The organism is Lactococcus sp. SK2-659 (assembly GCF_020218185.2).
Classification (GTDB): domain Bacteria; phylum Bacillota; class Bacilli; order Lactobacillales; family Streptococcaceae; genus Lactococcus; species Lactococcus lactis.
The window spans coordinates 413,064-437,333 of record NZ_JAIWQZ020000001.1 but is presented as its reverse complement, the minus strand read 5'-3'; the positions used below and the strand labels follow the sequence as shown (position 1 = coordinate 437,333).

The 24,270-nt window shown below is 36.6% G+C and carries 24 protein-coding genes; 1 reads left to right on the top strand and 23 read right to left on the bottom strand.

All coding sequences use genetic code 11. The features are described 5' to 3' along the window. Positions 1 to 2: 2 nt before the first annotated feature. The 7 genes from LDP15_RS02110 to LDP15_RS02080 form a co-directional block, all read right to left on the bottom strand. Positions 3 to 1,244, bottom strand: coding sequence for a restriction endonuclease subunit S (locus tag LDP15_RS02110; protein ID WP_225513436.1), 1,242 nt, complete (start codon positions 1,242 to 1,244; stop codon positions 3 to 5). Continuing rightward, the gene (locus LDP15_RS02105) at positions 1,237 to 2,676 is read right to left on the bottom strand and encodes a YecA family protein (RefSeq protein WP_042230468.1); all 1,440 of its coding nucleotides are present in this window, start codon (positions 2,674 to 2,676) and stop codon (positions 1,237 to 1,239) included. Before LDP15_RS02105 ends, LDP15_RS02110 begins: the two co-directional genes overlap by 8 nt. Positions 2,677 to 2,814: 138 nt before the next feature. Next, the gene (locus LDP15_RS02100) at positions 2,815 to 3,549 is read right to left on the bottom strand and encodes a Fic family protein (RefSeq protein WP_015426691.1); all 735 of its coding nucleotides are present in this window, start codon (positions 3,547 to 3,549) and stop codon (positions 2,815 to 2,817) included. Positions 3,550 to 3,553: 4 nt separating this feature from the next. Beyond that, complete coding sequence (gene fic / locus LDP15_RS02095; RefSeq protein ID WP_042230471.1) at positions 3,554 to 4,156, bottom strand: protein adenylyltransferase Fic; 603 nt, start codon at positions 4,154 to 4,156, stop codon at positions 3,554 to 3,556. After that, positions 4,156 to 5,718 carry a type I restriction-modification system subunit M gene (locus LDP15_RS02090; RefSeq protein ID WP_015426694.1) on the bottom strand — a complete coding sequence of 521 codons (1,563 nt, stop codon included), beginning with the start codon at positions 5,716 to 5,718 and terminating at the stop codon, positions 4,156 to 4,158. Before LDP15_RS02090 ends, fic begins: the two co-directional genes overlap by 1 nt. A 112-nt stretch (positions 5,719 to 5,830) precedes the next feature. Beyond that, positions 5,831 to 8,434 carry an ATP-dependent chaperone ClpB gene (gene clpB, locus LDP15_RS02085; protein WP_015426695.1) on the bottom strand — a complete coding sequence of 868 codons (2,604 nt, stop codon included), beginning with the start codon at positions 8,432 to 8,434 and terminating at the stop codon, positions 5,831 to 5,833. 188 nt (positions 8,435 to 8,622) lie between these two features. Further along, complete coding sequence (locus LDP15_RS02080) at positions 8,623 to 9,429, bottom strand: hypothetical protein (protein WP_015426696.1); 807 nt, start codon at positions 9,427 to 9,429, stop codon at positions 8,623 to 8,625. A gap of 206 nt (positions 9,430 to 9,635) precedes the next feature. Here LDP15_RS02080 and LDP15_RS02075 point away from each other — a divergent pair, with 206 nt between their 5' ends. Beyond that, a complete protein-coding gene (locus tag LDP15_RS02075) occupies positions 9,636 to 10,982 on the top strand; it encodes a hypothetical protein (RefSeq protein ID WP_015426697.1) in 1,347 nt (448 codons plus the stop codon). Between the two features lie 27 nt (positions 10,983 to 11,009). Here LDP15_RS02075 and LDP15_RS02070 read toward each other — a convergent pair whose 3' ends face one another. From LDP15_RS02070 to LDP15_RS01995, 16 genes are all read right to left on the bottom strand, one after another. Then, positions 11,010 to 11,633: an NAD-dependent epimerase/dehydratase family protein gene (locus tag LDP15_RS02070; protein WP_015426698.1), complete on the bottom strand. Its 624-nt coding sequence runs from the start codon at positions 11,631 to 11,633 to the stop codon at positions 11,010 to 11,012. Positions 11,634 to 11,742: 109 nt separating this feature from the next. Then, a complete protein-coding gene (gene purF, locus LDP15_RS02065) occupies positions 11,743 to 13,206 on the bottom strand; it encodes an amidophosphoribosyltransferase (protein WP_225513437.1) in 1,464 nt (487 codons plus the stop codon). Next, positions 13,191 to 15,410 (bottom strand): phosphoribosylformylglycinamidine synthase subunit PurL, encoded by a 2,220-nt coding sequence (gene purL / locus LDP15_RS02060; protein ID WP_015426700.1) that lies wholly within the window; start codon positions 15,408 to 15,410, stop codon positions 13,191 to 13,193. The genes purF and purL overlap by 16 nt, the downstream gene beginning before the upstream one ends. A 219-nt stretch (positions 15,411 to 15,629) precedes the next feature. Continuing rightward, the gene (gene purQ, locus LDP15_RS02055; protein ID WP_015426701.1) at positions 15,630 to 16,301 is read right to left on the bottom strand and encodes a phosphoribosylformylglycinamidine synthase subunit PurQ; all 672 of its coding nucleotides are present in this window, start codon (positions 16,299 to 16,301) and stop codon (positions 15,630 to 15,632) included. Further along, positions 16,301 to 16,564 (bottom strand): phosphoribosylformylglycinamidine synthase subunit PurS, encoded by a 264-nt coding sequence (gene purS, locus LDP15_RS02050; protein ID WP_010906021.1) that lies wholly within the window; start codon positions 16,562 to 16,564, stop codon positions 16,301 to 16,303. The genes purQ and purS overlap by 1 nt, the downstream gene beginning before the upstream one ends. Positions 16,565 to 16,619: 55 nt before the next feature. After that, entirely contained in the window at positions 16,620 to 17,330 is a 711-nt protein-coding gene (purC, locus tag LDP15_RS02045; RefSeq protein WP_015426702.1) for a phosphoribosylaminoimidazolesuccinocarboxamide synthase, read from the bottom strand. A gap of 143 nt (positions 17,331 to 17,473) precedes the next feature. Then, positions 17,474 to 17,875, bottom strand: a complete 402-nt coding sequence (locus LDP15_RS02040) for a cupin domain-containing protein (RefSeq protein WP_015426703.1) — start codon at positions 17,873 to 17,875, stop codon at positions 17,474 to 17,476. A gap of 15 nt (positions 17,876 to 17,890) precedes the next feature. Next, positions 17,891 to 18,184: an antibiotic biosynthesis monooxygenase family protein gene (locus LDP15_RS02035; protein ID WP_015426704.1), complete on the bottom strand. Its 294-nt coding sequence runs from the start codon at positions 18,182 to 18,184 to the stop codon at positions 17,891 to 17,893. Positions 18,185 to 18,196: 12 nt separating this feature from the next. After that, positions 18,197 to 18,511: a carboxymuconolactone decarboxylase family protein gene (locus LDP15_RS02030; RefSeq protein ID WP_015426705.1), complete on the bottom strand. Its 315-nt coding sequence runs from the start codon at positions 18,509 to 18,511 to the stop codon at positions 18,197 to 18,199. A gap of 35 nt (positions 18,512 to 18,546) precedes the next feature. Beyond that, positions 18,547 to 18,915, bottom strand: coding sequence for a DUF2255 family protein (locus tag LDP15_RS02025; protein ID WP_015426706.1), 369 nt, complete (start codon positions 18,913 to 18,915; stop codon positions 18,547 to 18,549). A 14-nt stretch (positions 18,916 to 18,929) separates the two neighbouring features. Continuing rightward, positions 18,930 to 19,682, bottom strand: a complete 753-nt coding sequence (locus LDP15_RS02020; RefSeq protein WP_015426707.1) for an SDR family oxidoreductase — start codon at positions 19,680 to 19,682, stop codon at positions 18,930 to 18,932. A gap of 223 nt (positions 19,683 to 19,905) precedes the next feature. Then, positions 19,906 to 21,279 carry an MFS transporter gene (locus LDP15_RS02015; protein WP_225513438.1) on the bottom strand — a complete coding sequence of 458 codons (1,374 nt, stop codon included), beginning with the start codon at positions 21,277 to 21,279 and terminating at the stop codon, positions 19,906 to 19,908. Next, positions 21,276 to 21,722, bottom strand: coding sequence for a MarR family winged helix-turn-helix transcriptional regulator (locus LDP15_RS02010; protein ID WP_015426709.1), 447 nt, complete (start codon positions 21,720 to 21,722; stop codon positions 21,276 to 21,278). The genes LDP15_RS02015 and LDP15_RS02010 overlap by 4 nt, the downstream gene beginning before the upstream one ends. A 105-nt stretch (positions 21,723 to 21,827) precedes the next feature. Then, positions 21,828 to 22,667, bottom strand: coding sequence for a thymidylate synthase (locus LDP15_RS02005; protein ID WP_015426710.1), 840 nt, complete (start codon positions 22,665 to 22,667; stop codon positions 21,828 to 21,830). A 126-nt stretch (positions 22,668 to 22,793) separates the two neighbouring features. Continuing rightward, positions 22,794 to 23,840, bottom strand: a complete 1,047-nt coding sequence (locus LDP15_RS02000; protein ID WP_015426711.1) for a zinc-dependent alcohol dehydrogenase family protein — start codon at positions 23,838 to 23,840, stop codon at positions 22,794 to 22,796. Between the two features lie 111 nt (positions 23,841 to 23,951). Next, complete coding sequence (locus LDP15_RS01995; protein WP_225513439.1) at positions 23,952 to 24,221, bottom strand: bacteriocin immunity protein; 270 nt, start codon at positions 24,219 to 24,221, stop codon at positions 23,952 to 23,954. Between the last annotated feature and the right edge of the window lie 49 nt (positions 24,222 to 24,270).

Sequence of the window (24,270 nt, the reverse complement as noted above, 5' to 3'; positions counted from 1 at the left end):
TTTCAATTAAAATTTAGCAACTGCTCCCGCCAATACTCATATTGCTTTTGACGAAGTTCGATTTCGCGTGGTAGGCCTTCTGACAAATCTGACATGAGTTTATCAAACTTATCAAGGATTTCAACAATACGCCTTTGCTCTATCAAATTTGGCACAGGGATTTTTACTTTGTCAAGAATTGCTTGTGTCAAACTTGGGCGTGTAGGATTTATTGACAAAGCTTCCAGATTTATCATTTTAAGATAATAATAGAAAAATTTGGGAACAATTTTCTCTTCGTCAATTTTTGTGTAATAAATGGTATCAACATTCCAAAATGGTGTTGTCAGATAAAATAAATTTGAAATTGAACCTTTCCTAGGTATCAGAACTGTCGGCTTGTCGTATGCAGCCTTGCCAACTGTTACTCCCATTTCACCACCAGAACCATAAACCGGTACACTACCACCCGTCAGATTTTTCCAGTCTGAGCCATTTTTTAGCCGAGCAACCTCGCCCAGCGTCATCCACTCAACACTCAGAGAGTTCTCCTCTACACCAAAGCTCAGGAGCTGGTCGCGATAGTAAGCATATTGCTTTTGACGTAACGTCAGCTCCGTCGTCAGCTCCGTCGTCAGCTCTGTAACATAATCTGTCATTTTGTCAAGTATTTCAACCACTTTTTGCTGGATTTCGAGTGGAATAATCGGAACTTCAATTCGCTTAAACCGTTCTTTTGAAATATTAAAACGCGTCACCCCACTTGCTGTTTTAGAGATTTCTTTTCTCATAAAGTTAGAACGGAAAAGATACTTTGAAAACTCTGGGTTCATCTTAATATGTTCTTTAAATCTAACCCCAAAACTAAAGCTGTTGAGATATATTTTTTCATCTGTTTTCAAAGTTAGTACAGAGGACATTCCAGCTTCGTTTGCTGTTTCAGATGAGCCAGTGAAAAGAACATCTCCATACTTAACTTCGTGCTGATTTTCATCTTTACCGACTTTTACATTCTCAAGAATCTCATAATTTATCGAGATATTATCAAAAATATTTTTATAACTGATAAATTTAGCATTGCCGTCAGAAAAATCATCTTTTGTTTTTCCTTTCAACCCCCCGTAGATTGAGGAAATTTCACTTAGGGATTTCCATTTCACATCTACACCTTGAATCAGGTCTAAAAGACTTCCGTCAAATTCGACAGACTTTTTGTCAGTGCTGACAGAACTATCAACTGTTTTATTTTCTTGATTTTCAGTCATTTACCATCCCTCTATTTTTACCATGGCACTTTTTATACTTTAGTCCGCTTCCGCAAGGGCACGGTTTATTGCGACCTATTTTCTTATTCTTAGCTGGTTCATTTTTTAAAATAGCTTGAGTACTTTTTACATTCACATTTTCTTCACTTAAAATTATTCCTTCTGATTTATATGAAATCTTCCTCAAATTATAAATTAGTTCCAGAATATAGATAACAAAGTAAAAATTTTCGAGACAAAGCGAAGCAAAATCAATTAAAAATATTCTTTCTGTACTTTCTTTACCACGGTGGCTATCTATGAAAGTAATTTTTTGAGTTGAATAATCTATTTCTCTACTAAAATGTTGAATTGCGTTACGAATCCTATTTTTCAGATTTTCAGCGGGTTTACTGAAAGCTTCTTCTGATTTTAGATAGTCTAGTTTATTATATTTCGTTGATAATAATTTAAGATCATCAAGACTTTTTTTATTGAAACAAAGTTGAGAATCACCTCTCTCTACAGCATTGTTCAATCCAATTACTATGTCAATATTATCTAATATCCATTCGTAGCTTTGCGCATAAAAACTAGAGAGTTCTTCAAAATTTGTAGTCATAATACCAAACTCATCTTTATCAATCGTATCTAATACAGAAGAGTTTTTTAGAGCAACTACAGGAATTAATTGATTATATATCTTAGAAAAAGAACTAACTACATCAAGGGCGTTCTTCTCGATATTATTGAAATCATTTTTCAGGAAATTGGAATATTCAAGAATTGATGAATCTGGTATTTGTGTGTCTTTACCAATGACTTTTGCAATTTCCATATACTCCGTAAGAGAACTTTCTGGTAAGACAGAGCCCAGTCCCGTAGCAGTCACCAATATTTGATGGAGAGACATAGCTGCATCCATTTTATTATTTACTTTGTTAATAGGAGAAGTTTCTATCTTACTAATTAATTTTTCTAACTTTGGAAACAGAATATCATACTTTTCATTCCAAAAAAGATTAAAATATGCATAAAGAAAGTCCCAGTCTTCTTTAAAGAAATCAGCAAATCTCATTGAATTTTGTACAGATTTTGTAGCCAATTCATGACTTGGGTAGAATGTTAAGTTTCTTAGAAAGGGAGTAAAACCAGATGCTTCAAGCATTTTACCAGGACTACTTAAGTCCCTGTAAAACATTTTCTTAGTCGGGAACTCCGCCGACAATTCAACGCAATAACCTTTAAAACTCTCTCCAATTTCTTCGACTTTATGAGCGTTTGTCAAAAATAATCTCTCAGAGGAGTCATTTTCCAAATTATACATTCCTTTAATTTTTGTAGAGCAATTAGGGCAAACAATATTAAAGGGTATATTATAGTTTCCCATCTGTATTCTTAGGTTAAAAATTTCGTTACATATATCACACGAAATAAATTCATTGTTTGTCATTTTTTCTTCTCCTAGTAATATAATCACTGTCCAACATTGATGACTCAACACCTTCATTCAAAATATTATCTTTCAACTTTTCAGAGGTCTGGCTTTCAAAATAAAGAAAGTCAAATTGATATATGGTCGGTAATCCTTCTAAACTCCCACCTCAATCTCTGGATAAAAATACCTTACCCACTCTTTATAAACATCTTGCGCAGCCAAGCAGGTTTCAAGCAAATAACCCGGCTGAGTCGCAAACTCACGCAACCCACGATAATAAAATAACTTTTTCTCATTATCAATCACAAAAGGTACAAAGTCCTGCTTCAAACACTCCCGAAAAAGAATCAGCCGTCCAACACGACCATTCCCGTCTTGGAAAGGATGGATTCGCTCGAAATGCTCATGAAAAGCAATCAAATCATTGAAAGTAACTGCTGATTTTGCCAGATAATCCTCAAGAAGGTTTGAAATAACTTTATCAACATTTTCTGGCAGACTAGTTTTAATATCGCCAACTTCATTAGGAATTTTCTTCCAATCGCCAACATTAAAATACGATTTGTGACTGTCGCTCGTGCCCTCTTTTAGGATTTTATGAAAAGCCTTGATGATTTCCTTGCTCAAATCTTCGCCAATCGTGTCGAGCAGATAATCAAAAGCTCGAAAATGATTGCTGGTTTCGATAATATCATCAACTGGCAGACCGTCCGCATCAAAACCAACCGTCTTTGTCTCAAAGACATAACGCGTCTGCTCTTCGGTCAGCTTACTGCCTTCAATTCGGTTGGAATTGTAAGTCAAGCTGACTTGCGTTTTGTGATAGAGTCCACCTTTAAGCCCGTTTTTTCGTTCTTCTAGTAATTTCTCTAAAATCTGATTTCTCATATTTTCACAATTCCTCTATCCGATACTCATTATAGCCTTCATAATAATAGCTGGCATCAATCCCTTTGAAGAAGGCTTCTTTGCTCAAGTCATCTGTGAGAGCACTTTTCAATAAAACTTTGATTTCCAAATCTTTGATAGGTGAACGTCGCATCGCAGACAGATATTCTTCCTTATCTACTGCATTCCAGTCTATTGTCGTCTTAAGTTTATTGCGTAAAATTAGGTCTAGCCAAATTCGTGTGGCTCTGCCATTGCCTTCACGAAAAGGATGAGCAATATTCATCTCTACGTATTTCTCAATGATTTCATCAAATGTTTCTTGCGGCATTTTTGAAATATTTTCAAGCGCTACTTCTAAAAATGCGACTGCAGCAAAACGAAAATCATTTTTTGAAATATTCACTTCTCGAACTTTGCCCGCAAATGCATAAATTTCTTCAAACAAATAGTGATGAATCTCAACTAAGCCTTTGAAAGTTCCAATTTCAATTTCATCAATCTTGCCGCTTTCAAAAAGTGCTTTTGCTTTAAGCTTTGAGAGACGCTCTTCTTCACGGTTGAGTGTTGCTTGCTCGGTAATGCCTAATTTATTGTCTAAAACCATCAATTTCCTCCTTTTGTAGTTAGCTCAGCTACAATCTCATCAATCTCAGCTCGCAATTTATCAATTTTCTCAACGGTTGTCTTGATATCTTTATTAAGCACGTCAATATCAATCTTCTCCGTCAAATCCTCTGCTTCCACATAGCTAGAAACAGAGAGGTTATAGTTATTTTCAACAATCGCATCAAATTTAACAGCTTTTGAAAAATAGTCTAACTCTTCTTTTTTATCAAAATGAGAAAGAATTTTATTGATATTATCAGTCGTTAAAATGTTATTATTGGTTTCTTTTTTGAACTCTTTGCTGGCATCAATAAAAAATGTATCAGTGTTAGGCTTATTTTTTGCCAAAATCAAGATACAAGTGGCGATACTTGTCCCAAAGAAAAGATTAGCGGGCAATTGGATAACAGCTTCCACAAAGTTATTATCAATCAGATATTTACGAATCTTTTGCTCAGCACCCCCACGATAAAAAATCCCTGGGAAAGTAACAATAGCCGCACGTCCTTTGGCCGACAAATAACTTAAAGCGTGCAAGATAAATGCGAAATCTGCTTTTGATTTCGGTGCCAAAACACCTGCTGGACTAAAGCGGTCATCATTAATTAAAGTTGGATCATCTGAACCAATCCATTTGATAGAATAAGGCGGATTAGAGACAATGGCATCAAAGGGCTTATCGTCATTGTGTAATGGATTGATAAGTGTATCCCCACGTTTAATATCAAATTTATCATAGTTGATATTATGTAAAAACATATTCATACGGGCAAGGTTATAGGTGGTCATATTGATTTCTTGCCCGAAGAAACCTTCTTCAATGATATGTTCTGAAAATTGCTTTCTCGCTTGGAGCAAAAGAGAGCCTGAACCACAGGCAGGGTCATAGATTTTGTTGATTTTATTATGCTCATCTTTACCAAGCATGACAATTTTAGCTAGTAGCGCTGAGACAGATTGAGGTGTGAAAAATTCACCACCTGATTTACCTGCATTTGAGGCATAGTTTGAAATCAAGAATTCATAAGCATCACCAAAAAGATCGATTTGATTATCTTCAAAACGACCAAAGTTCAGTTGATTGATTCCTTCAAGGACATCGGCTAAGCGTTTATTCTTTTCTGCAACCGTGTTCCCTAAGCGATTACTGGTTGTATCAAGGTCATCAAACAAACCTTTGATGTCATTTTCCGAAGCATAGCCAATCGCACTTGATTCGATGGCGGTAAAAATTGCTTTGAGGTCTGTATTCAAATCAGCATTTTCACGCGCAGTCTTCACAACATTTGAGAAAAGTTGACTGGGTGCAATGTAGTAACCCTTCGTTTTTACTGCGTCATCAATAATCTCAGAGCTAATCGCTTCATCTGGGTAATTCGCATAGTAAACTTCTGGGTCACCTGCTTCTATATAATTTTGAAAGTTTTCACTGATAAAACGGTAAAACAAAATCCCTAGAATGTACTGTTTAAAGTCCCACCCGTCCACAGCACCACGAACTTGGTCAGCAATAGACCAGATATTTCGTTGTAGTTCTTGTCTTTGATTTTGTGCGGTCATATTTTTCTCCAGATTTCTTATATTACCTTTTATTTTACCATTTTATCAAATAATAATCAGCTTGAAAACGAACCCAAAAAACCGCCAGCATCAGCTAACGGCTTTTTTCTATTTATTCAGCAATTTTTTGAATATCAAAGTCAATCTTGTTATCTATAAGCCTTACAATAACTTTTGATTTTGGCGGAATTTTTCCTCCGATAATCAGCTTAGCTAATGGATTTTCGATGACTTTTGTCAAATAACGTTTGAGTGGACGTGCACCATAAGCTGGTTCGTAAGCATTTTCGGCAATCCAAACTTTTACTTCTTCACTCAACTCAAGTTGAACGTCCATTTCTTCAAGACGATGTGAAAGTTGGCTAGTCATTTTAACGATAATATTCTTAATATCCTCAAGTGCCAATGGTTTGAAAAGAATGGTATCATCAATCCGATTTAGAAATTCTGGTTTGAAATGTGCCCGAAGTTGAGCCATCACGTTTTCAGTTGTTTCTTCCGAAATTTCACCATTTTCTCCAACATTATCAAGCAAATATTGAGAACCGACATTTGAAGTCATAATCAACACTGTGTTCTTAAAGTCAACGAGAACACCTTTAGAATCAGTCAAACGGCCGTCATCCAAAACTTGCAACAAGATATTGAAGACATCTGGATGTGCTTTTTCGATTTCATCAAGCAAGATGATTGTATAAGGATTACGACGAACGGATTCAGTCAATTGGCCTCCTTCATCGTAGCCGACATATCCTGGAGGGGCTCCGACTAACCGAGAAACTGAGTGTTTTTCCATATATTCACTCATGTCAATCCGAACCATATGTTCTTCTGAATCAAAGAGATTTTCAGCCAAAGCTTTCGCAAGCTCCGTCTTACCTACCCCAGTTGGTCCAAGGAAGAGGAATGAGCCAAGTGGACGGTTAGGGTCTTGAATTCCTGCACGCGCACGGATAATGGCATCAGATACGGCTTCAACAGCTTCATCTTGTCCGACAACCCTTTGATGCAGTGTTTCTGGTAAGTGAAGCAATTTTTCACGTTCACCTTCAACCAATTTGGTAATTGGAATACCTGTCATGCGTCCAACCACTTCAGCGATTTGTTCTTCAGTGACTGATTCTTGAACTAAGGATAAATCATCTGATTTTGCTTTTTCTTCAATAGCTTTGAGTTCTTTTTCAATTTCAGGAATTTTACCATAACGAAGGGCTGCTGCTTTTTCTAAGTTTCCTTCATTTTGAGCTTCTTCCAATTCGTGGCGAGCATGTTCTAATTCATTTCGTTTTTCAGAAATATTGCCCACTTCTTTTTTCTCAGCTTCCCATTGAGCTTTGAGTTGATTATTTTCTTCTCGAAGTTCAGCAATTTCACCACGTATAATTTCAAGACGTTTCTTAGAAGCATCATCTCGTTCTTTTTTGAGGGCCGCTTCTTCAATTTCTAATTGCATCAAGCGACGATTGGCTTGGTCAAGTTCAGTTGGGAGTGAATTCATTTCTACACGAATTGTTGCACTGGCTTCATCAACCAAGTCAATGGCTTTATCTGGTAAAAATCGGTCAGTAATATAACGATTTGAAAGGGTTGCTGCTGCGACTAAAGCATTATCATGAATGGTCACTCCATGGTGAATTTCAAAACGTTCTTTTAGACCACGCAAGATTGAAATTGTATCTTCAACAGTAGGTTCAGTAACCAATACCTTTTGGAAACGACGTTCAAGTGCTTTATCTGTTTCCATGTATTTACGATATTCATCCAAGGTAGTTGCCCCAATCAAATGGAGTTCACCACGTGCAAGCATTGGTTTTAAAAGGTTCCCAGCGTCCATTGAACCTTCTGTTTTACCTGCACCAACAATCGTATGAAGTTCATCAATAAAGAGGATAATTTGTCCATCTGATTTTTTCACTTCATTAAGGACTGCTTTCAAACGTTCTTCAAATTCACCACGATATTTCGCGCCTGCAATCAGGGCACCCATATCCAGTGAAAAGATGGTTTTATCTTTCAGATTTTCAGGAACGTCTTTTCTGACAATCCTTTGTGCCAATCCTTCAACAATGGCTGTTTTACCAACCCCAGGTTCACCAATAAGAACGGGGTTATTTTTTGTTTTACGAGAAAGCACTCGAATGACATCACGAATTTCTTCATCACGTCCAATGACAGGATCTTGTTTACCTGATTTAACTTGAGCAACGAGATCTACCCCATATTTTTCAAGTGCTTTGTATGTTTCTTCTGCATTTTGACTGGTCACTTTATCACCTCCGCGTAATTTTTCAATCGCAGCTTGCACTTTTGCTTTTGTTAGTCCATGGCTGACCAAATAACTGGTCAATGGATTTTGTTTTAATTCAAAGAGGGCAAGGAGAATAATCTCAGTTGATAGGTACTCATCGCCCATTTTTTGCGCAATTTTGTCTGCTTCAGTAAATACTTGGAACAAATCTGGACTTAGGTTTTGACCATAAGTAATATTTGAACCTTCTACTGAATTAATTTTGTCAATTTCTTTTTCAATTAAATTTGTAAAGTCATCTAGGTCAATCCCTAAATCTTTATAAAAGTTCGCCCCAAAACTATTAGGTTGAACAAAAATTCGCCATAAATGTGGAACTTCAATCACTTGGTGATGACGAACTTGCGCAATTTGTTGCGCTGAACCAAGTGCTTCTTGCATCGTTGTTGTCATTTTTTCGATGTCCATAAAAACACCTCATTTCGATTTCATAGTTAGTAGTGATTATTATCTTTTTCTCACTACATTCTAATTATAATACTTTGGTCAGTAATGGTCAAACTTTTTGATTCGTTTTTTTGACTTTTATTATAGACAAAAACTACTGACAGATTTTTTGTCAGTAGTTTTAATATTTATAAGTAAAATCAATTATTTCATGGATAAGCAATACTTGCTGCTAAGCTTCCGTCAGGATTTTTAAAATTATATCTAACTGAAAGGTTGGCAATACCTATACTTTTAAAAATAGATTCGTTTTCATTAAATAGGGATGTTAAATTATTTTTCAATTCTGCTATTTTATCAGAACTGACCACTCCCATATTTTGAGAAAGTGTAAAAGTAATAACGAGTGTATTATCACTGACAGTAACGTTTGCCTTAGTAAAAATTCCTCCACTTTCAGAAATAATATTTGAACTTTCTGCATTCATCCCATCAGCGAGTTCTTGCAAAGAATTATTCGAAGGATTTACTGACAGACTGACAGCATTCCAAGCGACTGCTTTATATTTCCAACCAATATTAATCAAGTTATTTTCTTCATTTGAATTACCGGTGTAGTTATGGGCACCAGATTGGGCATTGGGATTATAAGCAACGTATATCGGCAAATTTCCGCCTGAATAAAAAACTGCTTTTCCTTGATTATCCCACTTCCAGCCTTTATTTACCAAAGACTGCGCTTCATACTTACTTTTTGTGTAATAATGATCTCCACCCACAGCATTGGGAATATAAAGCCGATAAACCGTTGTCCCTTTATCTGGTGCTACCCAACCTAATCCTTCATCAGTCCAACCAACCTTAATATCAAAATCTCGTTCAGTTGCACTTGTAGTATAAAAATGCTCTCCGGTATTATGATTATAGAGACGATAAACCAGGCTATCGGCACTCACTCGAAATCCCACAGCAATGGTGGTTCCAACTATTAATAAAGCCAATAATATTTTTTTCATAATTTACTTCCTCCTTTGAAAGCGTTATTATTATGTTGCTAATATTATATTCTTTTGTTAATTTTTTGTCAATTTAATATTTTGGTTTTACAAAAAAAACGGAAGAAGTCTCTTATTAGATTTTTATCAAAAAAAGTGAAGCTGTCTTTTTAATACACTTTGCCTTATAATGGATTTAGATGTCAAAATAAAAAGATAGGAGAAAAATGACTCAACAACTAAATTCTTTGGGAAAGTCTGCCCTCTTAATATTAAGTAATACAATTATTGTCCTTCCATTCATGATTTTCATTCAAATTGCAAAAGGAACCTCGCTTCTTGCCCTCCTTCCTTTTTTGCTCTTTTATACTTTCAGAATGACTGGCGTATTCTTTATAAGAGGAATAAAAACAAGAATCAACAGCTATAGTCTTTTAAAAATTTCATTGTATGCCGGTTTACTTGGTTGCTTGCTTGGATTTATGGGTTCTTTCTACTTTCCTTTCTATACTTTATCCGGAATTCTTTTAGGAGTGAGTGCAGCTTGGTTGCCGATGTCAAACACTTCGGTAAATTATTATCTAAAAAATACTAACCAGCTTATCAAAGGAAAAACCTTAGTTAGCTTACTTTTATTTTTAGCCCTTGGCTTTTCTTTTGTCTTATCCCCTTCTCTAAAATATCCCCTGTTCTTTGTCTTCTATGGAATAGTTTATCTTCTCTCCTTCCAATTAGTTGGAAATTTGGACAATTACAAAGTTGATCCAAATGATTTAGAAAAAGCTTCATATAAATATCTTATTTTATTTGCTTTATTTTTTGTTTGCCTCTTTCTATTACGCTCAAGTCGACTACTTGCCAATAGTTTAGAATTTGATTATTTCATTTTCGGATTTTTCTTTTTGGTCACCCTCTATATTGTCGCTACGAATTTTTTCAAAAATAAAATTCAAAGAAATATCCCTCGTAAATTATCATATTTGACAGCTATTAATGGGGCAGTGGGAAATTATTTATTTCTTTTTTGTTCTTTGTATGTCGCTGGCTTTTATGGTCATCAGCATTTATTTTTACAGTTTTATCTTCCTTATGTTTTAGGAATTGTCTTTGCCTCTAAGGTCAAAAATTTACTTGGAAAAAATGTCAAAACCTATTCTTTAATCGGAATTTTTCTAGGTTTACTTTTGATTGTTTTTAGTCCTCTATTTGCTCTAGGTTTATTCCTTACTAGTTTATTTAAAGGAAGTTTAAATTCAAGCTTAACTCAAGACTATGAAAATACTGTTAATATCGTTGAAGATAAACGGATCTGGGTAAAATATACCATTCAAAATATCGGAAGTATTCTTCACCAATTTTTGTTGATGCTTTTAGGTTCACTCATCATCATAAAAAACGGCTTATCTATCAAGACCCTGTTCGTTATTACTTCAACTCCTATTCCTACAGCTCGAAGTATTGAACTAATGAAATCATGGAATCTTATTGCTACGTCATTGATTATCTTAATTATCATCGCCTATCTTATTTATCCAAAAATAGTTCCACTTCTTAAAAAAATCAAAGTAAATTAGAAAAACTCATGTCTAAACATGAGTTTTTTATTTAATACGAGTGGTCAGTGAACTTTCTTTCCCTTCGATAATTTTATGAATCTCCTTAGCAAATTGGCTTCGTTTAATTGGACGATAACTTTTTAAGAAAGAAAAAATCGGAATTTTTATGAGTGGCTCCAATAGGCGTGCTGGAAAATAACTGCTTTTTCGTGAAGCATCATAGACAATTCCTGGAAAAACAGAAACAAATCTTGATTTCAAACGTTTTTGACCATAAGCCTCCACTTCTTTTTTAGCTTTCATATAGTCATTCATAAAAAAAGGACCATCATTTGCCGAAATAAAAAGACATTGATTTTTTGAGTTAACTATTGTATCAATAATTATTTTTGCTGGTTGAATACTATTTTTTTCATAAGTTGTTCCCTTTGATTTACTTGGAAATAGAATTCCTACCGCATCAATCACCCAATCTGATTTTTGTAAAAGTTCTTGCCAATCCCCAGCTTCATTTAGATTGGCAGCATGATAAATGACTGGCTCAACTAGATTATCTTTAGATTTACCATTTCTTGATAAACTGTGTAATTCATAATCCGCAACTTGAGCAAGTTCTTTGAAAATTCCTTGGCCAACTAGTCCTGTTCCTCCAACTATTGTAATAATCATTTGCTCACCTCACTTGCTTTTATTCTTATCCTAACATATTAAAAGGAGTAATCTAAAATAATCGCTTTATGAATTTAGCTAAAAAAACTAGAGTGAGTACTCTAGTTTTTCATTTCACGCTATTTTTCGCTAAAGTTTCCAAATAGTCAGCTTCATAATCATAAAGCGGTGTTGGATATTCACCATCAAAATATGATAAGCAAAGTTTATCATGACCAATCGCCTCGACAAGTCCTGTCTGGCTAAGATAGGTCAGACTATCCGCTCCGATAGCTTCTCTGATTTCATCAGTCGTATGTGTGGCTGCGATGAGTTCGTCACGGTCTTGAATGTCAATACCATAAAAACAAGGATATTTGAGAGCGGGACTGGCGATTGCCACATGAACTTCAGCGGCGCCTGCGTCTTTGAGGAGTTTGACGATGCGACGGCTGGTTGTCCCACGCACAATACTATCATCAACCATAATGACGCGTTTTCCTTCTACAACACCTCGAACAGCACTCAATTTCATGCGAACGCCTTGTTCACGAAGTTCTTGAGTCGGTTGAATAAATGTTCTTGCCACGTATTGATTTTTAATCAGCCCCATTTCGTAAGGCAAACCAGATTCTTCAGCGTAGCCTGAAGCAGCACTGAGTGATGAATTAGGCACACCGATGACAATGTCAGCATCAATTTGGGCTTCTTGGGCTAAAATTTTTCCTGAACGTTTTCTGGCAGTATGAACATTAACTCCAGCGATATTACTGTCAGGACGGGCAAAATAGATGTATTCCATTGAACAAATGGTCATGTTGGTGCTGTCAGTAAATTGGTCCACATGAATGCCGTCATCATTAATTTCAATGATTTCACCGGGTTGAACATCTTGAATCCAAGTGGCACCAACGACATCAAAAGCACAAGTTTCTGAGGCCACAACAAGTGCACCGTTGCTCATTTTACCGATTGAGAGTGGTCGAAATCCATTAGGATCAAGGGCTGCGACAATTGAATTTTCAGTCATAATGAGATAGGCAAAGCCACCTTTGACCGTATTGAGCGCTTCTTTGACTCTGCCCATAAATTCTGGATGATGACTACGGCGAATCAAGTGCATGAGGATTTCTGTGTCTGAATTACTGGAGAAGATTGCCCCAGATTTTTCAAGTTCACAGCGCAATGATTGGGCGTTGGTTAAATTTCCATTGTGGGCAAGTCCAAGTGATCCGTCATGAAATTCAAACTGGAAAGGCTGAATATTATTGATATTTGCTGAACCAGCCGTGGCATAACGGACGTGTCCAATGGCTGCTGAGCCTGTCAGCTCTTCCAAATCTTTTTCGTCACGGAAAACTTCTGTGACCAGACCCAGACCACGATGACGATTGAGTTTGCCATTATTATTGACCAAAATCCCTGCACCTTCTTGCCCGCGATGTTGGAGAGCATGAAGTCCAAAATAGGTCAGGCGAGCGGCATCAGGATGCCCCCAAACACCGAAAAGTCCACACTCTTCATTTAATGTCTTCGCTTCAAAGTGCGACCACTCTTGCTCAGTAAATGTTGCGCTTGTCATTTCATCAGACATGGGAGGGCTCCTTCATAAATGCTGACAGCTTCGTCAGTAGAAATAGAAAGTTCATTCATTTCCAAAATTCCGCTGTCAGTAACTTTTCCGATTATTTCGCCACTGACCGAACGTTCTGTCAGTAATTTTTCAAAAGCAACTTGATTTTCTGGTGAAATTGAGAGTACAAAGCGACCTTGCGTTTCTGAGAATAATTGGGCATTGGTTAAGTCAACTTTCACATCAACGCCTAAGCCATTTGCAAAAGCAGATTCAGCTAGAGCAATCGCCAATCCTCCTTCTGCCAAGTCATGTGCTGAGCTGACCAATCCGTCAGTAATTGCTTTTAAAACAAAGTCTTGATTGGATTTTTCAGTTTCTAAATCAAAATCAATTCTTCCAGAAATTTCGCCTGTCAGCATTTTTTGAAGTTCAGAACCTGAAAAATCATCAAAGGTTTGACCGACTAGTACAATCAAATCACCCGCTTTTTTAAATTCTTGAGTCGTAATATTTTTTACATCCTCAATCAAACCAACCATTCCAATCATCGGCGTAGGTAAAATAGCTGAACCGTTTGTTTCATTGTAAAGACTAACATTTCCTGAAATAACTGGTGTATCAAGGGCCAAACAAGAACGTGAAATTCCATCAGCCGCTGTTGTTAATTCCCAAAATTGTTCTGGTTTTTCCGGATTTCCAAAGTTCAAACAGTCAGTAATCGCGAGAGGTTTTCCACCAGAGGCCACGATATTACGAGCCGCTTCAGCAACTGCGATTGCTCCTCCTTTTTCTGGATCAAGATAGAGATAGCGAGCGTTACAGTCCGTTGTCATCGCAAGTGCCTTGTTAGTGCCACGCACTCGTAAAACTGCGCTATCTGAGCCTGGTGCAACAACAGTGTTGGTCATCACGCGCGAATCATAAGTTTCATAAATTGATTTCTTGCTAGCAATTGTCGGTTGAGCCAAAAGTTTTTTGAAAATTTCACTGACAGAGCTGTCAGTAATTTCTGGAAGGTATTTTTTGCTGTCAGTAAATTTTTGAATTCGCTCAGGGACTTGTGCCTCACGGTAATAAGTTGGAGCATCTTCCGCCAATGAATCAACTGGAACATGAGCAACCATTTGCCCTTTATGATAAAGCGTATAAAAGCCATCATCAGTCACTTGCCCAATATTGACCGCATCAAGGTCGTATTTTTTAAATAAATCAATAATTTCTTGTTCATGTCCTTTTTTGACACAAAGCACCATACGCTCTTGAGACTCAGACAACATCATTTCATAAGGAATCATTTCTGTTTCACGCTGAGGCACATTATCCAAGTTAAGACGCAGGCCTGACCCAGCTTTTGAAGCCATTTCTGATGTAGATGAAACCAATCCAGCTGCTCCCATATCTTGAATTCCGACTAAAATATCGCCATGATTTTGGATGACTTCAATACAAGCTTCAAGCAATAATTTTTCCATAAATGGATCACCGACTTGAACCGCTGAACGTTGTGTTTCTGAACCAGAACCAAATTCTTTAGAAGCAAAAGACGCCCCATGAATGCCGTCACGTCCTGTTTTCGCTCCGACATAAAAAATAGAATTCCCCACACCTTTAGCTTGTCCTTTTTGAATATGTTTATGTTCAATCAAGCCCACACACATGACATTCACCAAAGGATTTCCAGCGTATGATTCATCAAAGGCTACTTCGCCACCAACCGTCGGAATTCCAATACAGTTTCCATATCCCGCAATCCCAGCGGTTACTTGGTCCACAATATGACGAGTTTTACCATTGTCAATTGGCCCAAAACGCAAACTATCCAAAATTGCAATTGGACGAGCTCCCATTGAAAAAATATCACGAATAATCCCACCAGAACCAGTTGCTGCACCTTCATAAGGTTCAACGTAAGATGGATGATTATGAGATTCAGCTTTGAAAACAACCGCCAAATCATCACCAATATCCACAACCCCAGCTCCTTCACCAGGCCCCATCAAGACCTGTGGCCCAGTCGTCGGAAATTTTTTTAAGACAGGTTTTGAATTTTTGTAGCAGCAATGTTCTGACCACATCACGGCATACATCCCCGTTTCCGTAAAGTTTGGCAAACGGCCCTCAAGAATCTCATCCTTGATTTTCAAATATTCTTCATCCGTCAGTCCCCACTCACGGTAAATTTTGCTTTCTTGAATCTGTTCTGGTGACATCTCCAAAGTCATGTTATTCTCCTATAAGATATGAGAAACGCTTGCTTAAAAACGTAGAAAACTACAGCCCAATTTACTGCATTAGTAGTCTAAAGAATATACGTTCCAATAGAAATGCAACTTGTATATTCTCTACTTTAAAAGCTTTCAGCGCTCTGAATTCAATTATTTCAAATTACAAATTTACTGACAGATTCGTTTTTTAAAATCTAAATTCTGTCAGTAATTTTTTTATTTTCCAACAAAGTTTTTCAAGACAGAAGCAAACAAATGTACTCCATCAGCGCCACCAAGCAGTTCTTCCATGGCCCGCTCAGGGTGAGGCATCATCCCAAGCACATTTCCTTCTTTATTGACAATTCCAGCAATATTTTCAACTGACCCATTAGGATTTTCGTCAGCATAAGTGAAAATAATTTGCCCATTTGCTTTAAGTTCAGCAAGCTGAGCTTCGTCAGCAACATATTGCCCCTCACCGTGAGCAATTGGTAAATTAATCAAAGCGTCCTTGGCATATTCAGTCGTAAAATTACTTTGATTATTTTCAACTTTAAGAGCTTGCCATTTGGAAACAAATTTCAAACCCTCATTGCGAATCAATACACCCGGTAAAAGCCCAGATTCAACCAAAATTTGAAATCCATTGCAAGTGCCAAAAACAGGTTTCCCTTCTTTAGCCAAACGTTTGATTTCCGGCATAATATTGGCAAATGACGCAATCGCACCACAGCGTAAATAATCACCATAAGAAAAACCCCCTGGAATCAACACTCCGTCAAAACCTGCAAGCGACTTCTCATCATGCCAGACAAATTCTACCTCAGCTCCCATAACATCACGAATTGCCCAAAGTAAATCAAAATCACAATTTGACCCTGGAAATTGAATGACTGCAAATTTCATTAATTAGCTCCTTCGCTTTGTTCATTCAAAATTTCAACTTTATAAGTTTCCATATTTGGATTTGCCAACAATTCATTGGCAATTTCAATTGCTTTTGCGCGAGCAATCTCAGCTTCTGCATCAAATTCAAAATCGAAAAATTTTCCAACATTTAATTCTGTAACTTCTTGATAACCCATTTTATGAGTTGCCGCTTTAATCGCTTGGGCTTGAGGGTCGAGAATTGAGGCTTTGTAAGCCACGTAAACACGTACTTTAGTCATTTTAAAATTCTTTCTATATAAGATGTGAGGAACTGTCCTAAAAACTAGAACTCATTTATTTCGCATTTTCTAACAAATTCAAAACTTCAGTATAAGTTTCAACTAAATCGCCAATATTACGTCTGAAAACATCTTTATCCATATGCTGACCATTCGCATCCCAGAGACGTGAAGTATCAGGTGAAATTTCATCAGCAAGAATAATTCTTCCGTCAGCAAGACGGCCAAATTCAAGTTTGAAATCAACCAAAGTTAAGCCGATTTCAGCCCAGATTTTTTTCAGAATCTCGTTGATTTTACGCGTTTCACTCTTTAAAAATTCAATCTCTGAATAAGTTGCAATGTTCAGGAATCTAACATGTTCATCATTAATAAATGGGTCATCTAAAGCATCATCCTTATAGTAAAACTCAACAATTGGTTCTTGTAAAACAATTCCTTCTTCAAGACCAAATCGTTTGGCAAAAGAACCAGCAACAACATTTCTTAAAACAACTTCTAAAGGAATTATTGAAACCTTTCTATTCAATTGTTCGGTTTTTGATATCTTTTCTATGAAATGTGTTTCTAAACCTTCAGCATTTAATTTTTCAAAAATTAATGACGTAATTTGATTATTTAGAGCACCTTTTCCCGTAATCTGTTCTTTACGAGCACCATTTAATGCAGTCGCTTGATCACAATATTCCACCCAGAGCACCTCTGAATCATCAGTAAAATACAGTTTCTTAGCTTTTCCTTCATAGAGCAACTTTTCTTTTCCCACAATATCCTCCATCCATTTAAGGAATTCTTTATGCTTCTTATTCTATTCTAATGAGCCAAATAAAAAAAGCTCTAGCGGATAAAACTAGAACTTTTTCAATTTATTGTTCGGTTTTGCTGAATGTTCGGAAATACTCTTTTATTTTATAAGTTTTCATATTGTTCATCAGAAACTTCTTCTAACCAAACTGCTTCTCCCGCGGTAATGGCCACATGACTGAACCAGCTATCTTTTGTCGCTCCATGCCAATGTTTAACTCCTGCATGAGTAACAATCGTATCACCCGCATGTAAAAGTTGGGCCTCCTTCCCCTCTTCTTGATACCATCCCTCACCGGCTGTAACCAATAAAACTTGATAACCCTCTTTATGAATATGCCAATGATTACGACAGCCAGGCTCAAAAGTCACATTTCCAACACCAAAGGGCAAGTCCTTATCTGCAATCATTCCTTCTAAATAAGATTGACCAGTAAAATAAGCACCATAAGGATTTTTTTCTCCCTGAGGAAAAATAAGTGCATTGTCTAATTCTTTTTTATCCATTTCGTTCTCTCTTTTCTAATCAATCTGCTGATAACAAGTTACCTTTAGGCGCAGTTGATATTTTTCTCTCAATTCAGCAATTTTTGCCATCATCGGACTTTTATGATGAAAATCAATTGCTTCTTGGTTTTCCCATTCATCAATCAATAGAATTGCGTGTTGATTATCCAAAGGGACAAAATATTCATAACGTAAATTTCCACTTTGTTGACGGATTTTATCGACGAGTCCAGAACTGACCATTTCGTCAGCAAAAAGACGGGCATTCTCACCCTTACCTTGGTACAAAATGTTGACCGTAATTCTCATAGCTTTCCCCTCTTATCCCCAAATTTTTTTAGCCATATTAAAAGCCGACCAAGCCTTTGGCCACCCCACATAAAAGCTCAGATGCGTAATTATTTCTGAAATTTCTTCCTGACTTATTCCATTTTCTTTTCCTTTTGCCATATGAAAATTTAATTGTTCAAAATTTCCACCAGCAATCAAAGCTGTAATCGTAATGACACTACGTTCATGTGCTGAAAGTTCTTTTTCACGACTCCAGACTTCTCCAAAAAGAATATCGTCATTTAATTCAGCAAATTTTGGGGCAAATTCTCCAAGTTGTTCATGTCCTGCGGTTTGTTTTTCCATTTTAACCTCCAATTTTCTTCAATTATTAAGACATTTTATCTTGTGCTTTTTCCAAGTTCCTTCAAAAATTTTAGGCGCATCACTGTCGGTCTAAAATTTTTCTCCCAAGCAGGGTCCCAGCTATGACCCGCACGTTGTCGATAAGAAGCAATAAACTTATCAATATTTTCTTTATCTGTTACAGGTTCAAATTCCACTTGATAGACTTTCCCGTCAATGTGAATTTGCCCCTTACGTGAAAGCATTGCCGAATGCCACCAACTTGATGCCGTTCCACGACCTGCTGCTACCGCTAAATCATCATCAATATAAGCAAACCAAATCCAAGCAGGACGATGTTCTTGCGGGTCTGGGCTAATATAAATATCTTGTATCTTAGAAAACTTTTTGACATCAATTTTCATTTTTTCTCCTTTTCTTACCAAGGTTGTGTTGTAGGTCCAACAGTAAACTCGCTGACGTTAACGTCTTCAGGTTGTTCAAGAGCAAAAGCAACAATGCGAGCAATTGCCTCTGGACTAATCCCATATTGTTCATAAAGAGCTGTCATTCCTTCTGCTGCTTCTTTGTCAGTGATTGTATTCAGTAACTCAGTATTTATAGCAGCCGGATAAATAGTAGCTGTCCGAATATGAGTTCCTTCTTGAGCAGATTCCATTCGGAGTACCTCCATTAATTCACGAACCGCCCATTTTGTTGCCCCATAAACACCACCATTGGGATATGCTTTTAGGCCAGCAACTGAACTCGTTGTGATCACATGTCCTGATTTTTGAGCTGTAAATTCAGGCAGTACAGCAGCGAGCCCATTAAGTACACCTTTTAAATTAATATCAACCATATTTTCCCATTCTTCAACATGAAGAGCTGATAAAGGGGAACTTGGCATGATTCCTGCATTCAAAAAAATCGCATCAATTTTGCCAAAATTTTCTTTCGCATATTGTACCAACTTTTTACTATCTTCTGGATTAGTTACATCTGTCACTTGATAGATTGCTTGTCCACCAGCCTTTTTAATTTTATCAGCCAGCTCCTGCAAACGATTTTCACGCCTTGCTGCTAGTACAATTTTGGCTCCTTTTTTAGCAAGTAATTCAGCAGTTGCTTGGCCAATACCGCTTGAGGCTCCTGTGATTAAGACGACTTTGTTTTCAATATTGTTTGACATTTTTTCTCCATTCATTTTTAACTTCTGTTTTCATTATATTCCTTGAAGTTCACTTCAAGTCAACTCAAAAGCTTCACATTGCTTTATCTTTTTGATGATTTTATTATAAAATATTTTTTAGCTGACGTGAAATGCTTTTTATATCAATAATTATGCTTTTTAAGCATACTGTATTAAATTATAAAAAAAGCTTCGTATCATTACGAAACTTTTTTAATCAGATTTATTTTATCTTCTTGTTCAAAATCAAAGTATAGAAGACAAAATTAAGCAAAGCAAGACAAAGGAAAAACATAAATACATGTTGAGTTCCTGTTGTTAAATTACTTGATTTTGTTGCAATAAGACTAGCTGTAGCCGTTCCTGCTGACGCTGCAAATTGAGAAGTTGTAGTAAACCAAGCATTACCAGAGGCAGCTTTATCATGAGGAAGTTGAGCTAAACTATTGGTCATGGTTGTTGCAAAACTTGAAGAACGACCGATTGTGAATACAACATAAAGTCCCATCACACCCAGTAAAGTCAGATTCTTAGTAAAAATCGTTAATAAAACAAGAGCGATAAAGAATACAGTATTTCCACTATATAAAATTCCCTTGGCCCCTTTGCGGTCATAGAGCGCACCAATTGGACCTTGAGCTGCTGAACCAATTAATGAACCAGGCAATAAAGCAAAACCTGCTAATGTACTTGTAGCTCCTAACGATACTTGTAAGAAATTAGGAATGATAAAGTTAATTCCCAAATTGACAAATTGTAAAATACAATAAACTAGGACAGACAAAGTAAAAGTTGGGCTCTTGAAAACATTGATATCAATAAAATTCAATGTACTTGTTTTTGAACGCCAAATAAAAGCAATCAACCCCAAGATAAAGACCACTAACCAGATCCATGAAAAATGAGCACTTGAAAGTGAATCTAAAGCTAAAAGAGCGCTGGTCATTACTAATGACAAAAATATAAAAGCAATAAAATCAAATTTGCCTGGACGTATTTTTTCACTTTTCTCAATAGCCCAAGCTCCTAAAGGAAAGAGACAGATTGGGATAATCAAAATAATTGCAAAAATCATTCGCCAACCTAAAGTCCCTGTTAAAAGTCCACCATAAGTTGGTCCAAGTGCTGGGGCAATACTCAAAATCATCCCAGCAAATCCCATCCAAAGTCCTACTCTCTCACGCGGAATTTTAGTTAAGACAAGATTAAACATCAATGGAATGGCAATACCAGTCCCGATTCCTTGAATTAAGCGTCCCGCCATTAAAATAGTAAAATTCGGAGAAATTAAACTCAGTAAATCCCCAAGGGTAAAAAAGATTAATCCTGAAAAAAATAATGTCCTATTTTGAAAACGTTGACTAATATATGAACTTGTTGGCATTACAATCGTAACAACTAATAAATAAGCAGTTGTTACCCACTGAACCGTACTCAGTGGAAGTCCGAAGGTATTTTCAAGCGTTGGAAACGTGACATTCAAACTTGTTTCCGCTAATATCCCCATAAAAGCCACAAGGGCCACGGCGACAATTGAAAAGCGCGTTTTCGCGCTAATTTTATGATTGGCTGTATTTGTTTCTAATTCTGTGTTCATTCTTTTCCTTTCTGCATGCTAAAATTATTAAGAAATTTTTCAACTGCAGCAATCTCCTCTGCTGACAAACCCGCCAAAGCTTTTTGATTATGTCCTTGGATATATGTTCTAATTTCGGGTAAATATTGTTTGCCTTCTTCAGTCAATTCAACTGATTTTTGACGAGCATCTGTTGGACTCGCTTTTCTCTTAATCAACTGCCGTTTTTCCATACGTTGCAAAATTTCCGTTGTTGTAGAACGTCGGATATTAAATTCTAATTCAATCATCGTCTGACTGATTTCTTTTTCTGAGTCTTCTTCACTCTGGTTTCCAAGAAAATCTAATATTGACATTTGCTGACCCGTCAAATCAAGCTGAGCTGCAAAATTATCAAACTCTCGTGACATTTGATTACTGGCAACTTTTAAAAGTCGTCCAATTGCTTCTTTTTTAGTTCGCATACGAATCATTATAACACAATCTTTTTTGTTCGTCAACGAACAATATTTAAATTTTATCAATAAAAAAGTTACTGACAGAGTTCTGTCAGTAACTTTTTAGTTAATCTAAATTGCCAAATCAAATTTTAATTGAGGTTTTACCGGTTCATAGTCCACAAGCTCAAAATCTTCTGGTTTAATATCGAAAAAGTTTGTTCCGTCAGGAACATTAAGCACCAAACGGGGCTCCTTGTCAGAAGCTGTTCGCTTAACTAACTCATTTGCTTGTTCAAACTGATTATCATAAATATGCAAATTATTTACGAAATAGAAAAATTTTCCAACTTTCCAAGAAAAATGTTTTGCAATCATCATTTGTAAAGCGACATATTGCATGGCATTAATATGATGCGCAACAAGCATATCATTTGAACGTTGAATAAGAGTCGCATCCAAGTAAATCTGACCATCTTGTTCACGGCGAACATCAAACATTGTTTGGAAAGCACAAGGCAAAAGTCCTTCAGTTTCCTCAAAATCTTCATATTGCCAAAGATTAATGATATTACGGCGATTCCAAGGATTTTTAGCTAAACCATCCAATAATTTTCCGATAATATTATATTTTTTAACTGTTGCCCCATAGCGTTGTCCAATCGTACCGTCGCCAATTCCCCATTCGCCCCAGTATTTGACTCCATATTTTTCTTCAAGAACAGCAAGTTCACTTGTCTGATCTTGATAAATCCACATCAATTCTTTAATTGCCGATTTAATTGGAATTGGACGCAAAGTGGTAATTGGAAACTCACCTTTTTGCAAATCATAAGTAACGAAAGAACCTGTTACATACTTACTATTTGCGGTTTGACCATCCTTATACTTGGGACGTGCATTTTCTGAAAAAACACCATTATCAAGGATATTTTGGATATTTTGTTTAAAAATCTTGTCTGCGTAAGTCATGAATTTTTCCTTTATCTAGATATATTCATTATATTATAACATAACAAATCTTGGAAAGAAATTAGCTATTTATCGTATTTCTACAAAAAGCTCTACCAGCTTTGGTAGAGCTTTTATTTTCCTTATTTATCCCTCTGAAATTCTCAAAAGAGATTTAATTGCTGTACGTTGATCCATTGCTTCGTATGCTTCTTGAATTTCATCTAAGATAAATTCTGCTGTAAAGACACGGCCTGGATTAATCTCTCCACTTAAAACTGCTTCGAGTAAGATTTCCTTATCCCAGCGTGCGACAGAGGCTACTCCACCTCCAAGTTGAATATTTTTCCAAAAGAGAGAATCAATCCATTCATTATAATTAACATCATGAGGAACTCCCACACGACCTACTCGCCCGCCTGCTCTTACCGCTTGAAAAGCAGATTCAATTGCTTGTTTTGTTCCGACACATTCTAAGGCAGCGTCAGCACCATAACCATCGGTTAAGTCCATAATTTTTTGAATCGCTACTTCACCACGTTCAGCAATAATATCTGTTGCACCAAAGTCACGCGCAAGTGCTGCACGGTCTTCATGGCGACTCATTGCAATAATCCGTTTTGCTCCTAAAAGTTTAGCTGAAATCACTGCACAAAGTCCAACTGCTCCATCACCAAAGACAACCACTGTATCACCTTCATGAACATCTGCTGCTTTAGCTGCATGAAAACCTGTAGGCATGACATCAGCTAAAGCCGTCAATGAAGCCAACTGGTCATCAGAATAATCACTTGGTTGGCCCGGGATTTTGACAAGTGCACCATCAGCATTAATCGCCCGATAGAATTCTCCTTGATAGCCGCCATTCACACCGTCTTTTGCATTTGGACAATTGGCTTCAAAGCCAGCCAAACAAATTGGACAGTGTCCACAACCGTGCGTAAAGGGAACAATGACAAAATCTCCTACTTTAAAATTTTTAACTCCGGTGCCTACTTCTTCAATCAGGCCAATAGCTTCATGACCTACTGGTCCAGGTTGACGTTCAGAAATCCCACGAAACCACCATAAATCGGAACCACATACGCAGGCACGAACAATTTTTATGATAGCATCTGTTTCTTTTACAAGTTGCGCTTTGGGAAATTCTCTAACTTCCATTTTATTTTTTTCGACAAAATAAGCTGATTTCATTTTTTTACTTCCTTTTCTTTTATTGAATTCATTATAAAATGAATTTTACTTTTTTAAAAATACTTTTTTAAAAACTCCTTATGCTTTTAAAGCATAAGGAGAACTAAGGGCTTATATAATGCCACCAACTCCTCGACCAAAGAGTTTGCTGTTGGAAATTTTTTGATAAAATCCAGCGACCTTTGGTGTAAGATTATAGCGTAATGCCAACGGTCTTAAGGTCACTTCTAATTTTGCTAATTCATCCACAAGTTGGCCTTGATTCTCTAATTGAACTTTCGTATGAAGTAAACACTGGCGTTCCCAGTCACGAATATTTCGGTCTAGTATAAGATTATAGAGTTCATTTAAAATTTCTTCTTTTTCAAATGTTTTATTCATGACCTCATTATGCCACGAATTTATTTCTAAGGCTACTAAAAACGCTTAC

Excerpts from the sequence above, each read along its gene's own strand:
- LDP15_RS02110 (WP_225513436.1), bottom strand. The coding sequence starts at position 1,244 with ATGACTGAAAATCAAGAAAATAAAACAGTTGATAGTTCTGTCAGCACT.
- LDP15_RS02105 (WP_042230468.1), bottom strand. The coding sequence starts at position 2,676 with ATGACAAACAATGAATTTATTTCGTGTGATATATGTAACGAAATTTTT.
- LDP15_RS02100 (WP_015426691.1), bottom strand. The coding sequence starts at position 3,549 with ATGAGAAATCAGATTTTAGAGAAATTACTAGAAGAACGAAAAAACGGG.
- fic (WP_042230471.1), bottom strand. The coding sequence starts at position 4,156 with ATGGTTTTAGACAATAAATTAGGCATTACCGAGCAAGCAACACTCAAC.
- LDP15_RS02090 (WP_015426694.1), bottom strand. The coding sequence starts at position 5,718 with ATGACCGCACAAAATCAAAGACAAGAACTACAACGAAATATCTGGTCT.
- clpB (WP_015426695.1), bottom strand. The coding sequence starts at position 8,434 with ATGGACATCGAAAAAATGACAACAACGATGCAAGAAGCACTTGGTTCA.
- LDP15_RS02080 (WP_015426696.1), bottom strand. The coding sequence starts at position 9,429 with ATGAAAAAAATATTATTGGCTTTATTAATAGTTGGAACCACCATTGCT.
- LDP15_RS02075 (WP_015426697.1), top strand. The coding sequence starts at position 9,636 with ATGACTCAACAACTAAATTCTTTGGGAAAGTCTGCCCTCTTAATATTA.
- LDP15_RS02070 (WP_015426698.1), bottom strand. The coding sequence starts at position 11,633 with ATGATTATTACAATAGTTGGAGGAACAGGACTAGTTGGCCAAGGAATT.
- purF (WP_225513437.1), bottom strand. The coding sequence starts at position 13,206 with ATGTCTGATGAAATGACAAGCGCAACATTTACTGAGCAAGAGTGGTCG.
- purL (WP_015426700.1), bottom strand. The coding sequence starts at position 15,410 with ATGACTTTGGAGATGTCACCAGAACAGATTCAAGAAAGCAAAATTTAC.
- purQ (WP_015426701.1), bottom strand. The coding sequence starts at position 16,301 with ATGAAATTTGCAGTCATTCAATTTCCAGGGTCAAATTGTGATTTTGAT.
- purS (WP_010906021.1), bottom strand. The coding sequence starts at position 16,564 with ATGACTAAAGTACGTGTTTACGTGGCTTACAAAGCCTCAATTCTCGAC.
- LDP15_RS02040 (WP_015426703.1), bottom strand. The coding sequence starts at position 17,875 with ATGGATAAAAAAGAATTAGACAATGCACTTATTTTTCCTCAGGGAGAA.
- LDP15_RS02035 (WP_015426704.1), bottom strand. The coding sequence starts at position 18,184 with ATGAGAATTACGGTCAACATTTTGTACCAAGGTAAGGGTGAGAATGCC.
- LDP15_RS02030 (WP_015426705.1), bottom strand. The coding sequence starts at position 18,511 with ATGGAAAAACAAACCGCAGGACATGAACAACTTGGAGAATTTGCCCCA.
- LDP15_RS02025 (WP_015426706.1), bottom strand. The coding sequence starts at position 18,915 with ATGAAAATTGATGTCAAAAAGTTTTCTAAGATACAAGATATTTATATT.
- LDP15_RS02020 (WP_015426707.1), bottom strand. The coding sequence starts at position 19,682 with ATGTCAAACAATATTGAAAACAAAGTCGTCTTAATCACAGGAGCCTCA.
- LDP15_RS02015 (WP_225513438.1), bottom strand. The coding sequence starts at position 21,279 with ATGAACACAGAATTAGAAACAAATACAGCCAATCATAAAATTAGCGCG.
- LDP15_RS02010 (WP_015426709.1), bottom strand. The coding sequence starts at position 21,722 with ATGCGAACTAAAAAAGAAGCAATTGGACGACTTTTAAAAGTTGCCAGT.
- LDP15_RS02005 (WP_015426710.1), bottom strand. The coding sequence starts at position 22,667 with ATGACTTACGCAGACAAGATTTTTAAACAAAATATCCAAAATATCCTT.
- LDP15_RS02000 (WP_015426711.1), bottom strand. The coding sequence starts at position 23,840 with ATGAAATCAGCTTATTTTGTCGAAAAAAATAAAATGGAAGTTAGAGAA.
- LDP15_RS01995 (WP_225513439.1), bottom strand. The coding sequence starts at position 24,221 with ATGAATAAAACATTTGAAAAAGAAGAAATTTTAAATGAACTCTATAAT.